Origin of the sequence: Vibrio sp., assembly GCF_048266485.1 — a bacterium.
GTDB lineage: Bacteria > Pseudomonadota > Gammaproteobacteria > Enterobacterales > Vibrionaceae > Vibrio.
The window spans coordinates 1-12,295 of the sequence record NZ_JBLWZK010000019.1 but is presented as its reverse complement, the minus strand read 5'-3'; the positions used below and the strand labels follow the sequence as shown (position 1 = coordinate 12,295).

Here is a 12,295-nt window from a genome sequence, read left to right as displayed (position 1 = left end):
TAAGGCTCAAGTTGTAAATATATATTGATGAATAGGTTTCAGACATAAAAAAAACCAGTCACTTTTTCAGCAACTGGTTTTTATTGTGAAGCTTGCTAATTAACGAATACTGTTAATTACAGCGCTTTCGCAATCGCATCTACGCTGGCTTTAGCATCACCAAACAACATTTGCGTATTTTCTTTAAAGAACAATGGGTTTTGTACACCAGCATAACCTGTATTCATTGAACGTTTAAAGACAATCACGTTTTTCGCATTCCAAACTTCCAGTACCGGCATACCGGCGATTGGGCTGTTTGGATCTTCTTGAGCGGCTGGGTTAACCGTATCGTTAGCACCGATAACCAGTACCGTATCCGTTTCAGAGAAATCATCGTTGATCTCATCCATTTCTAATACGATATCGTACGGTACTTTCGCTTCAGCGAGTAATACGTTCATATGACCTGGTAGACGACCTGCTACAGGGTGAATACCAAAGCGAACGTCAACACCTTGTGCACGTAGCTTTTCAGTGATTTCGTAAACTGGGTACTGAGCTTGTGCCACCGCCATTCCGTATCCCGGAGTGATGATCACAGACTTAGAATCTTTCAACATTTCAGCCACATCTTCAGCCGTGGTTTCACGGTGCTCACCTTGTTCTTCATCGCTTGATGTAGAAGTTGGTGCTGCACCGAAGCCACCAGCAATAACACTGATAAAAGAACGGTTCATGGCTTTACACATAATGTAAGATAGAATCGCACCAGAAGAACCTACTAGAGCACCGGTTACGATAAGTAAATCATTTGCTAGCATGAAACCTGCCGCTGCCGCTGCCCAACCTGAGTATGAGTTCAACATTGACACAACAACTGGCATATCCGCGCCACCAATTGATGATACAAGGTGATAACCAAATACCAATGCAATCGCTGTCATAACCATTAGCGCTAACATGCTGCCATCGTTGTTCACGAAGTAGATCATCAACAAAGTTGAAGTCACTAAAGCTAATAGGTTCCACTTGTGCTTATGAGGAATGTTCATTGCAGAAGATGAAACCAAACCACGTAGTTTACAAAAAGCAACAATCGAGCCACTAAAGGTTACTGTACCAATAAAGACACCTATGAATACCTCAACTAGGTGAATCACATGTTCAGCATGGTTTAAAGTCATAGTGCCCATGTCTAGATAGCTATTGTAGCCGACTAACACAGCCGCCATACCAACAAAGCTATGTAGCATCGCCACTAACTCAGGCATTTCGGTCATTTCTACTTTCTTAGCATAGAAAATACCAATCGCACCACCAATTAGCATCGCAAGGATAACCCAAGTAATACCACCAGTTTCAGGGCCAAAGATCGTTGCGATCAACGCGATCGCCATACCAGTAATACCGTAGTAGTTACCAGCACGCGCAGAATCTTGCTTAGATAGACCAGCAAGGCTCATGATAAAAAGAACGGCAGCAACAATGTATGCCGCTTGTACTAATCCTGCAGACATATGTTACTCCTATTTCTTACGGAACATTTCAAGCATACGTTTGGTCACGGTAAAGCCACCAAAAATGTTAATGCTCGCAATTAATACAGCGATGAAAGACAAAACAGATACCAAAGTATTTCCTTGTCCAATTTGCAACAATGCACCGACAACGATAATGCCAGAAATCGCATTAGTTACCGACATCAATGGAGTATGCAGTGAATGTGAAACATTCCAAACTACGTAGTAACCGACCACACATGCCAATACAAACACAGTAAAGTGTGAAAGGAATGCAGCTGGAGCAACACTTGCAATCCAAGCAAACGCACCGGCAGCGACAACCATACCAGCCACTTTCTTAACGGGTGATTTAGGTTCTTCAACTTTAGGAGGTTCTGGTGCCGCTTGGGGTTTTGCTGCAGCTTGAGGTTGCGCTGATACCTTAATAGGTGGCGCAGGCCATGTTACTTCGCCTTCTTTTACTACTGTTACGCCACGAAGTACTACATCATCAAAATTGATATTGATGTTGCCATCTTTCTCTTTGCAAAGCAGTTTAAGGAGGTTTACAAGGTTTGTACCGTACAACTGAGAAGATTGAGTCGGCAAACGACCTACCATGTCAGTATAACCAATAACCGTTACACCATTTGGTGTCGTAATCACTTTATCGGCTTCAGTATATGCACAGTTACCGCCATTCGCAGCAGCAAGGTCAACAATCACGCTACCCGCTTTCATGCTATCAACCATTTCTTTGGTGATAAGTTTCGGCGCTGGGCGGCCTGGGATCAATGCGGTTGTGATGATGATATCAACATCTTTAGCTTGTTCAGCATAAAGCTCTTCAGCTTTTTTGTTGAATGCTTCAGACATTTCTTTCGCGTAACCATCACCAGAGCCAGATTCTTCTTTGAAATCAACTTCTAAGAATTCTGCGCCCATTGATTGAACTTGCTCTTTTACTTCAGGACGAACATCAAATGCACGAACGATAGCACCTAGGCTACCGGCAGCACCGATTGCTGCAAGACCGGCAACACCCGCCCCTGCAACTAATACTTTTGCTGGTGGCACTTTACCTGCAGCGGTAATTTGGCCAGTAAAGAAGCGACCAAACTGATGCGCAGCTTCAACGACCGCACGGTAACCCGCGATGTTTGCCATTGAACTCAATGCATCTAGCGATTGTGCGCGAGAAATACGCGGCACAGAATCCATCGCCATAACATTAATATTTTTGGTTGCCAGTTTATTAAGCAATTCTTCGTTTTGAGCAGGCCAGATAAAGCTAACTAAGCTCGCTCCTTCTTGAATAAGCTCAAACTCATCCACACCTGTTTCATCGTTAATACGAGGCGCGTTTACTTTCAAGATCAAGCCTGATTTCCACACTTCTTCAGTATTAACAATTGAAGCACCTGCGGCTTCGAAGGCTTCATCGTCAAAGCTGGCAAGAGCACCCGCTCCTGACTCAACGGCGACTGTAAAGCCTAGTTTTAAAAGCTGCTCTACCGTTTTAGGTGTGGCAGCAACTCGCGCTTCACCTGCGAGTATTTCTTTTGGTACACCAATCTGCATAGCTATTCCTTGAACATTGGCACAATAAGTTTGTAGTCCACTATTTTAAACTCATCTCTGGGCATAACCCTTTAATTAAGATCAACTTAATCTAAGAGATAACAGTTAAAGATAGTAACCGTAAGTTCAATGTAATAAAAAAACATTTTTATATGACATATAACTCTAAGTTTGACGATTCTCACTCTTATGACGTAAAAAAACAACAGATTGATCACAATAACAGGTCATACCTGATATGCACGCCATACATTTGTCTAAAAAAATTTCTTGTGATACGTCATAAAATGCTTATTAAACATTCAATTAGATTAAAAAATATTATCCGATGACTGGTCAATAAACAGCTTTGATTTCTTAATCATTAAATCACAAGCATCTGATTCAGAAGACAATACATCTGAACGTATAAAACGATGACTCTTAACTTCACCATCAATCTCTTTGGTTATTTGTCCAGCGATTCGAAATTGACCACCTTCTGCGATAGGTTCTGGATAAATTAGAAAGCCATTGTACTCAATTGGCTCTACTTCTTTTTTTGCTTGTGTTTTGCTGCCACCAAATAACTTCGATAAAAATCCCAATGCTCTATCCTCTTTATAATTCTCTATCCAATATACTCTTCGTACTTGAAGCTACGCATTGTTGACTGCGCTCATTCACCTCAATCATATAAGCAAACTATGCTCATTAGGCTTCATTCACTTGTCGCCTCACTGCAACTTCAATTCCTTTGGGTATATTAGTTTTAACATTCTTACTACCGTCACGCTAAGCGATTAGATGGTATAATTCAAACTTACTTGGTATACGTTTCTTACTCATTAAAGAATATAACTAAGCTCCCGCCTTTCAGCGCACTACCATAATTCATATTAATGCCTATTCCGACATTATCGATGTAGTCTTTAAAAATTGGCGGCGTAAGCAGTAATCCAACCGAAAATTCATAATAGTTATCCGTACCAAACGAAGCCTCAGGATCTCCTTTTAAATCGATACGCTTAAAGCTGGTATAAGCCGATGGTATGTATCCATCCCAATTGGTTAAGTTGTAATTGGCCTTTAAGCCGTTAACCATGTACCAACCTTTCAGATTACCAAAATCATACTCACGCTTTTTATCCCAAACTTTTCCATAAAAATAGTTAAAGGATGATGTGTATTTCCAATATCCCCAATTACGTTTCAGTTCATAATTCAGTTCAATGTTAGGCTCAACAATATAAGAACGGCTCGATGTATTATAAGCATAGTTATCCAAATAGGGTTTTAACTGCTCACTTTCTCGGCTGTTATAAGAATGCTTATTTTTGAAATACATCAGATGGTTGCCTAGCCCGTACTTAATATTCCAAGAATCACTAATATGGTAGATAAGGCGATATTCAAAAAAAGCATCATAAACTTCATTACTATCAGTATCTGCGGGTAAATCAGTTCGGCTATCTAAAGAGATAGTATTTTGAAAATGAACATAAGCAGCACGTATCGTTATTTCATGCTTAATTTGAGGGCTGGGACTATTGAGTTCCCATGAATAAGGAACAGAAGTAACCGAAACTCTATTTCTTAAATCTAATGAATTGTCATCACCTAAATCATCGTTATCAAATGGTGCAATCGAGTTAGGGTTAAAATCTTGTATACCAAATTGAATCGCATCGCTATCGGTTAACACCACAGCGGTTGCGAAGTTCTTTCGTGATCGAGATTGGATTTCCTCATCAGCTATAGCGGATAAAATCACGGCAAAATAGACTATACAACCAACGAACCATGCCGATAAAACTGACGTCACAGACAACCCTTATAATAAATTAATGACTCCCATTTCAATAAAAATGGGTAATGAAGTGGAAAGTACTTTTTAACCTTAATTTCTCTAGGTACTTTAAGTTGTTTTAGTATGCTAATTTATCTAGACAAAATAAAGGGGATTCCGTTATGTCATCTTGGTCTAACGCAAAATTTAGCTATCATTTTCATGGATTATCTGAATCCTTCTATCAAGGTGTGACACCGTCACCACTAAGCCACCCTCATTGGGTTCATTGGAACCATGAATTTGCTGAATCGCTCCAACTCCCTAAAGAACATAATACAGAAATACTCCACGCTTTTTCCGGAATGACTCTTCCTGAAGAATTTAAACCTATCGCCATGAAATACGCTGGTCACCAGTTTGGTTATTACAATCCCGACTTAGGTGACGGTCGTGGCTTATTGATGGCAGAAATCAAAGCAAACGATGGACGACGTTATGATATTCATGTCAAAGGTGCAGGTTTAACCCCCTTTTCTCGCCAAGGCGATGGACGTGCTGTATTACGTTCTAGTATCCGTGAATATCTATGTTCTGAAGCCTTACACCACTTAGGCATTCCTACTACCCGTGCATTAGGGTTAATTAATAGCGAAACTCCCGTTTATCGTGAAAAAACCGAAACTGGTGCAATTTGTATTCGACTAGCGGAAAGTCATATCCGCTTTGGCCATTTCGAGCACTGCTTTTATACAGGTCAACACGAACAACTTAAAGAACTTGTTGAACATACCTTAAGCAATCACTTCCCTGAGTGCCAACAACAAGAAAAACCTTACGCAGCCATGCTACAGCAAGTGGTCATTTCTACCGCTCAATTATTTGCCAAATGGAACGCCTTTGGTTTTGCTCACGGAGTTCTCAATACTGATAACATGTCGATACTAGGACAAACCTTCGATTTCGGGCCATTTGGCTTTTTAGATAACTACGATCCAAGTTTTATCTGCAACCATTCTGATTACCAAGGCCGTTACTCCTTCGCCAATCAACCGAATATTGGCTTATGGAACTTAACCGCCCTCGCTCACTCTCTGTCACCTTTAATTGAGCGCAGTGATTTAGATGACGCCCTCGCACTCTACGAACCTGAACTCAATCGTGAATTCAGTCGTTTGATGCGTCAGAAAGTGGGATTGCAAACCAAGCAAGAGCAAGATCCTGAGTTATTTGGTGAGATGTTTGCTCTACTAGCCAAAAATAAAGTCGACTACACTCGCTTTTTCCGTCAGCTTTCAATGCTCGATAGCCAAGGCATTCAGCCAGTGATCGATTTAATCTTAGATCGTGAAGCGGCGAAAATCTGGTTAGAACAATATCAACAACGACTCACTTTCGAAACACAAAGCGATGCTGAACGCTGCGAAGCAATGAGATCTCACAACCCTAAATACATTCTACGTAATCATCTTGCTCAAATCGCTATCGATAAAGCAGAAGATGGAGACTACTCTGAAGTAGAAACATTATTTACCTTGCTACAAAACCCTTATGATGAGCAGCCAGAGTATGATCAATATTCAAATCTGCCGCCTTCTTGGGCACATGAACTTGAGATCAGTTGCTCTTCATAGCAAGCTTATCCATAATGCCGACCTTAGGCAGAATTAAATGAGGTTTCCTTATGTCAGAACAACAAGAAGTAAATGTTACAGAAGAGTCAGTGGAAGCCATTGATCTAAGCACTTATTCGCCAGAACTTCGTCACCTTATCGAGTTCGAACAAGTACCAGAGCAAGCGGTACCTATGGTTACTTCAATTCATGACGTTTCAGAAGAAGCGGTTCGTGATGTGTGGGATGATCTACCAGGCAGTGCGCAGAATATTTTAGATAACTTCGAACAATTCCATGCTTTGATCTCAGTAGGGCAAACTTTTGCCGCTATCGATTTCATGCAGGAGTTCGAAACATTAAAAATGCGTGATGATATGAGTGAAGAAGAACAACAAGAATACCGCGCAAGCCTACTAGACAAAGTGCTACAAAACTGCGTAAAAGATATGGTTAAGCAACTTAAAAAAGCACGCCGTGACCCTATTTTGAAAAAAGACTTTATGGAAATCTTTGCAGAGCAAGCTTAATCGCCGCTAGAGCCAAGCATCCCAGTATAAGTAAATGAATAAAAATAACGCTGACTGATGTCAGCGTTTTTTATTGCCTAAAGATTTGGATGCTTCTTGCTGGTTTACAGCCTAACGGTTCTACCCACCTTGCTATTTAGCACAAAGAAAGCAGTTTAGTACAAAGAAAAGGGTTTAGCGTGAAGAACTCTCACAACCCAATGTGGAAAATCGTGTTAATACGATGATTAACTGCGCTTTTCAGCTTTAGTGACACAAACAGAAAATAGCTCTTTCATTGTAAGGAGGTAATTGAAATTCCACATACATTGCTGCCAACGTTGTTAAATCACGTTCAGCAGCCTCTAATACAGCTTCATTTCTAATGTTGAGCTTATTAACAAGAACCGTGCTATTTTCGTAAGTATAAGGATCTTGTGTTGTGCCATATTTATCAGCCACTGAGCGCTTCTATGAATTAGCGTTTGAGTATTTATTTAACAAAATTCGACGTTGTTGCTCTCTGTCGAGTGATATATCGAAATCACTAGCAACATCATGCCCCTCTAAACGCATACTTTCTTTAAAGTTATCCATTTTAACTTGCTCGAAATAGGCATGTTTGTCTTCGTAAGAAGAAAGCTTTGAATTACTTGGCATAACTAAATCAATATCATTAAGTTGAGATTGAATCGCTTTCCCTGATTCAAAAACACCCCAACTATTAATAGAAAAACGGAAGGTTCGACCTTGGCGCTCTCTTTGAATATTTAACCCTAAATCTTCAACTAATGAGTTAACTACGGATTGTACTTTTCGTTCAGAAATCCCAGTGGCAGCAACGATAGCTTGGGTATTTGGAGACTCCAATCGAGTCATTGCAGCTAAAACTAATAATTCGTACTTCACGCTTACCTCGCACATTTATGCGGAAATAATATTAGTCTACTATTCAAAGAGAATAATTTCCATTTTTGAACACTAAATGAACTGTACACACCCCTACTTTAATGCCATTTTGGGTGTAGGCACGTCTTCTTTACTAACATTCTGAGAGCGAGTAACAGAAGTCGCGAACGCTTTATCATCTTGATCGGGAACCAAGCCATCTTGCCCTTTTCCTTTTATGGGTGTGAAGGCCAAACGAGAAAGTAGTGGAAAGTGATCGGAGCCAATGGATGGCAATCGTTGGATACTCTGGACGGTAAAGTGCTCACTGTGAAAAAGGTGATCTAGCGGCCAGCGAAGTAACGGATAGTCTACATGGAAGGTATTAAACATCCCTCTACCTACCCTAGGATCCAGTAAACCACTCAATTTACGAAATAAACGAGTAGTTCGAGACCATGCGACATCATTTAAGTCACCGGTAACGATGATTGGCTGATCGCTCTCTCCCACACTACGCGCGACGATGATTAATTCGGCATCACGTTCGGCTGATTCTGGGTTTTCTGTAGGGCTTGGCGGCGCAGGATGTAGAAAATGCATTCGCACCAAGTCACCAGTCGGCAACTCGACAAGTGTATGCATAGATGGAATATCATCTTCAACTAGGTAAGCCATTTCTTTTTCATGCAACGGCAGTCGAGAATACACATGCATGCCATAAAGATTATCTAACGGACACTTCATGGTTTCCGGCATATCCACTTCAAGGCATTCTAATTGGTTTTCCCACCATTGATCCGATTCAAGCGTCACCAGTACATCTGGCTGATATTGATTAACCAACTCAATCAGTTTATGAGCATCTCGATTCGGAGTCAGCACATTGGCGGTTAAGATACTCAGTTGACGAGTCTCATCGACGTCTTGGCTTGCACGCACTTCAACTCGCCATAATTTGGTATAAGGCAAAATCCACCAAAGCTGCCAAACCAAACATAGGGTTGTCGGGATAACAATAAACCAAGTTTGAGGCTCAGAAAGGTTAAGAATACTCAGCTGTAATAAGATCAGTAACGCGGCACAGATTGCGAGCTGCATCCGAGGAAAGTCCATCCCTCTCACAATCCAATGTGGATGACGGGATATAGGAAGCAGCGTCGCCCCAACAATCAATCCTGTCACTATATAAATCACTATATCCAAATATCCCAAGTATCTATACCTAAAGTTAAAGCTAAACCGTAGTCAAATATCGACTATAAAACAAAAAAAACACCAAACCTTGAAAGCCAAGAGTATTTTGTTATGTATTACATACAATCAGAGCCTTACCTACTCTGTTTTGTCACACTCATCACACTGTGGGAATGGGTTGCCATTAAATAAGTGTAATATAAATCAATTCCATCTTTTTCAAAGTTTGACCTAGTTTTGTTTTCATCAAATTCAAATTTCAATATACGAACGGAGGGTTAACCAAAGAAAGAAATAAAATTAAAGTTAACCATTTGATAATATTTGGTTTTTACTTTATCAGAGTTAAACTCGCTGCAAGAAAAAAGAATCTAATACTTACCGAAAACTAATATCGACCTATTTACAATAAGCAGCTTCGGGCTTGTTCAACACCCAAATAAGATGTCGGCTACGCGGCACCTATCTTTATTTGTTATGTGTTTAGCTCTTAGCTTATTCTGGAAGCTTTTCGTAGCTAGGTACATCGCACAATTTCATAGACCATTTAGCACTACTACCAACAAAGATGTTAGCAGTAGGCAAAATTGGCACTGGACTATCAAGGCTGCCTGCCGGAACCATTACACTGTTAATACTGTCTGTAAACGTTGGGAGTGCAGACCCGCATTTTGAACAAAAGCTTTTTGCATGGAATGAATTTGGATGCTTATACGTTCTGACATCGCTTTCACCATTTAACCAAGTTAAGGTGCCAGCTTTAGCAAACAAATTGGCACCATGAGCCGAGCCTGTACCCTTTTGACAACGAGTACAATGACATAAAAAGAAAGACTGGAACTCACCTAAAAGCTCATACTTCACACTACCACAAAGGCATGAACCTCGATATTTATTCGCCATAAAAGCCTCATTACTTTCGATTACACAGCATGATAACCGACGAAAGTGCTTGCTTGAGCAATGCGTTAACACTATCTCTTTTTTAAATAAAGAATGCCCAAAATAAATGGGTAGAATTTTTGCGCTCTACTTGACAGTGGGAGTCATACCAACGCCGCATTAAGGTGTGAGCGGCGCTTGGCTATACTTGAGCGAAGCGAAAACGCCAAGCGTTGCGAATCACTCTTAAATGCTTGTTATGTGCATTTATTTTAAGGCTTCTTTTGGGGGAAGTTCAAAAGGGGGGTGAGGCGTGAGGTCTGCTACGTTAATATGATTATCTGCAAACTTTTGGTAATGAATTACCCATTGGGAGGTCAGCTCACCATTTTTAGACACTTCATAACCTTTAATATCATAACCAAAGTCATAGAAGCCAACATGAAAATGCCAGAGGGAATGTTGCTGAGCAAACTTAACCTTTGCGATAAAATCAGGGTCATCTGTGTCAACATCATCTGAAGCTTTGTTACGGACTCTGTGACCCTGAACAAAATAGTTATCAATTGCAGCAAAACCACCTTGTTGGAAAGCCTGAAAAAACTCAAACACTTTCCCTTTTTCGTACTTACCTAGCTTTTTGACTTTGTCCTTGAGTACTTCTGACGTTTCTAAAATATTTTCAGACATTAATACCCTAGCTCTCCAACCACTTCTCAAAGTCCTCAAATGATTTCATTTTTGGTACTTTTGTGCGCTTGCTGTGAACAGCTTTTTCCATTTGTTTTAGGTCGTAAGTAAAAGGAATTTCACGAGTTTTCCTTTTTTGACTAGTTTGAGATCTCATAAGAACCTCCTGCATAACCTACCTCTACATTCAAGCTAATTGCTTGCATAGCACAAATATACGCCATTACTGTCCAAACCTCAACTGAAGTAGCATTATTCACATAGACATAATGACTCCCACGAAGGTGCTAGCCTCCAGTTTCGTGGGTTAGCGAAGCCAGAGCCATAATTAGTTTACTAAAGAACTAAATTAGGAGGCTAGCATAAATAACGATACCACTCTTTTTATTGGATTAGACACCCATAAATCCTTCACTCAAGTCGCACTTTTAAAAGATAATCGGGATGAAACCGCAATGAAAGATTTAAAAGATGCCAAGCTTCAACTAAAAGGCTTCTTTCTCCGCAACAACATCAATACTATCGTGAAAGATAATTGGTCTAAAAAGCATTTACGCTGGCTCACCGAACTTGTCCTTCCGCATCATAGCCAACAAATTGTGCTGCAAGAGATGATTCAAATCATCTCTGAACGGATGCAGCGCCTACAACGACTGGATAATGAGCTTATCCACCAAGTTAAAAATTGGCGTTATTATCCTGTAGTCAAAGCAATCCAAGCCATGCGAGGCATTCGCTTATTGGTGGCCTTAGGAACGATTGCCGAACTTGGAGATTTACGACGGTTTGACCATCCAAGAAAACTGATGTCGTATCTTGGATTAGTCCCTTCTGAAAGCTCAAGTGGACAAAAGCGGCGACAAGGCAGCATCACTAAATGTGGTAACTCTCGCGCAAGGCGATTATTGATTGAAGGGGCGCACTCTTATAAACATAAAGCAAACATCTCATCAGAATTACAAATTCGGCAAGAAGGCCTTTCGAAAGAAATTATCGACATTGCTTGGCAAGCACAACTCAGGTTGTGCCGACGTTATCAACGGCTGATGTTTTTAGGCAAACACCGTAGTGTTGTTGTTACGGCAATTGCGAGAGAAATGGTAGCCTTCATTTGGGCAATCACACGAGAAGTTGGGATCCAACCGATCGATCCTCGTCAACGTATTGCAAGGTTACCCTCATGAATTATGAATTATGAATTAGTGTTAACGCAACGCATCAAGCATCGGGTGTGGCATAAACTTCGACGGCGTTAGGATGGCAATAGCCTAACGGCTATTGAACCACGAGCATAGACTGCAGACAGGTGCCACGACGGAATAAGTACGGTAAGCTCTGCTCATTTTCGGATGAGTAACCTACGAATACCAGCATGATAACCGACGAAAGTGCTTGCTTGAGCAATGCGTTAACACTATCTCTTTTTTAAAGAAAGAATGCCCAAATAAATGGGTAGAATTTTTGCGATCTACTTGACAGTGGGAGTCATACCAACGCCGCATTAAGGTGTGAGCAACGCTGCCACCAAACCTAAACGTACCACCGTAAACACAAAACCCAACGATAGAATGAAAAATGCCATGCGTTGGGAATCTGTCTTAAACGCTTTGTATGGGAAATTAACTCTGCTTTTGGGTAATGTGAGACCCAGGCTTTAGCTGCAACTAAAGCTCTCTATGTAGT

At 40.7% G+C, this 12,295-nt stretch carries 11 protein-coding genes and 1 pseudogene; 3 read left to right on the top strand and 9 right to left on the bottom strand.

Annotated elements, in window-relative coordinates; all coding sequences use genetic code 11:
- Positions 1 to 116: 116 nt before the first annotated feature.
- The 4 genes from pntB to ACN0T8_RS15120 form a co-directional block, all read right to left on the bottom strand.
- Positions 117 to 1,499: a Re/Si-specific NAD(P)(+) transhydrogenase subunit beta gene (gene pntB / locus ACN0T8_RS15135; protein WP_417881454.1), complete on the bottom strand. Its 1,383-nt coding sequence runs from the start codon at positions 1,497 to 1,499 to the stop codon at positions 117 to 119.
- A 9-nt stretch (positions 1,500 to 1,508) separates the two neighbouring features.
- Positions 1,509 to 3,065 (bottom strand): Re/Si-specific NAD(P)(+) transhydrogenase subunit alpha, encoded by a 1,557-nt coding sequence (gene pntA / locus ACN0T8_RS15130; RefSeq protein ID WP_417881453.1) that lies wholly within the window; start codon positions 3,063 to 3,065, stop codon positions 1,509 to 1,511.
- Positions 3,066 to 3,376: 311 nt separating this feature from the next.
- Positions 3,377 to 3,652: an HlyU family transcriptional regulator gene (locus ACN0T8_RS15125; RefSeq protein WP_417881452.1), complete on the bottom strand. Its 276-nt coding sequence runs from the start codon at positions 3,650 to 3,652 to the stop codon at positions 3,377 to 3,379.
- 233 nt (positions 3,653 to 3,885) lie between these two features.
- Positions 3,886 to 4,869, bottom strand: a complete 984-nt coding sequence (locus tag ACN0T8_RS15120) for a Solitary outer membrane autotransporter beta-barrel domain (RefSeq protein ID WP_417881451.1) — start codon at positions 4,867 to 4,869, stop codon at positions 3,886 to 3,888.
- A 146-nt stretch (positions 4,870 to 5,015) separates the two neighbouring features.
- Here ACN0T8_RS15120 and ACN0T8_RS15115 point away from each other — a divergent pair, with 146 nt between their 5' ends.
- On the top strand, positions 5,016 to 6,467 hold the full coding sequence (locus ACN0T8_RS15115; protein WP_417881450.1) for a protein adenylyltransferase SelO: 1,452 nt from the start codon (positions 5,016 to 5,018) through the stop codon (positions 6,465 to 6,467).
- Positions 6,468 to 6,517: 50 nt separating this feature from the next.
- Positions 6,518 to 6,976 carry a DUF3069 domain-containing protein gene (locus tag ACN0T8_RS15110; RefSeq protein WP_417881449.1) on the top strand — a complete coding sequence of 153 codons (459 nt, stop codon included), beginning with the start codon at positions 6,518 to 6,520 and terminating at the stop codon, positions 6,974 to 6,976.
- A 246-nt stretch (positions 6,977 to 7,222) separates the two neighbouring features.
- On the opposite strand, the gene ACN0T8_RS15105 is transcribed toward ACN0T8_RS15110, so the two are convergent.
- The 5 genes from ACN0T8_RS15105 to ACN0T8_RS15085 form a co-directional block, all read right to left on the bottom strand.
- Positions 7,223 to 7,417 (bottom strand): hypothetical protein, encoded by a 195-nt coding sequence (locus tag ACN0T8_RS15105; protein WP_417881448.1) that lies wholly within the window; start codon positions 7,415 to 7,417, stop codon positions 7,223 to 7,225.
- A gap of 9 nt (positions 7,418 to 7,426) precedes the next feature.
- On the bottom strand, positions 7,427 to 7,864 hold the full coding sequence (locus tag ACN0T8_RS15100) for a YhfG family protein (RefSeq protein ID WP_417881447.1): 438 nt from the start codon (positions 7,862 to 7,864) through the stop codon (positions 7,427 to 7,429).
- Positions 7,865 to 7,957: 93 nt separating this feature from the next.
- Entirely contained in the window at positions 7,958 to 8,944 is a 987-nt protein-coding gene (locus ACN0T8_RS15095; protein WP_417881446.1) for an endonuclease/exonuclease/phosphatase family protein, read from the bottom strand.
- 591 nt (positions 8,945 to 9,535) lie between these two features.
- On the bottom strand, positions 9,536 to 9,943 hold the full coding sequence (locus ACN0T8_RS15090) for a GFA family protein (RefSeq protein WP_417881445.1): 408 nt from the start codon (positions 9,941 to 9,943) through the stop codon (positions 9,536 to 9,538).
- 246 nt (positions 9,944 to 10,189) lie between these two features.
- Positions 10,190 to 10,612, bottom strand: a complete 423-nt coding sequence (locus ACN0T8_RS15085) for a hypothetical protein (RefSeq protein WP_417881444.1) — start codon at positions 10,610 to 10,612, stop codon at positions 10,190 to 10,192.
- A gap of 446 nt (positions 10,613 to 11,058) precedes the next feature.
- Between ACN0T8_RS15085 and ACN0T8_RS15080 the strand changes: the two are divergent.
- A pseudogene (locus ACN0T8_RS15080) lies at positions 11,059 to 11,796 on the top strand (IS110 family transposase); the annotation flags it as partial.
- Positions 11,797 to 12,295 lie beyond the last annotated feature (499 nt).

What these genes read in the sequence shown, in the direction of transcription:
- ACN0T8_RS15110 (WP_417881449.1), top strand. Translation starts at nt 6,518, where the DNA reads ATGTCAGAACAACAAGAAGTAAATGTTACAGAAGAGTCAGTGGAAGCC.
- ACN0T8_RS15115 (WP_417881450.1), top strand. Translation starts at nt 5,016, where the DNA reads ATGTCATCTTGGTCTAACGCAAAATTTAGCTATCATTTTCATGGATTA.
- ACN0T8_RS15090 (WP_417881445.1), bottom strand. Translation starts at nt 9,943, where the DNA reads ATGGCGAATAAATATCGAGGTTCATGCCTTTGTGGTAGTGTGAAGTAT.
- ACN0T8_RS15085 (WP_417881444.1), bottom strand. Translation starts at nt 10,612, where the DNA reads ATGTCTGAAAATATTTTAGAAACGTCAGAAGTACTCAAGGACAAAGTC.
- ACN0T8_RS15095 (WP_417881446.1), bottom strand. Translation starts at nt 8,944, where the DNA reads ATGCAGCTCGCAATCTGTGCCGCGTTACTGATCTTATTACAGCTGAGT.
- pntA (WP_417881453.1), bottom strand. Translation starts at nt 3,065, where the DNA reads ATGCAGATTGGTGTACCAAAAGAAATACTCGCAGGTGAAGCGCGAGTT.
- pntB (WP_417881454.1), bottom strand. Translation starts at nt 1,499, where the DNA reads ATGTCTGCAGGATTAGTACAAGCGGCATACATTGTTGCTGCCGTTCTT.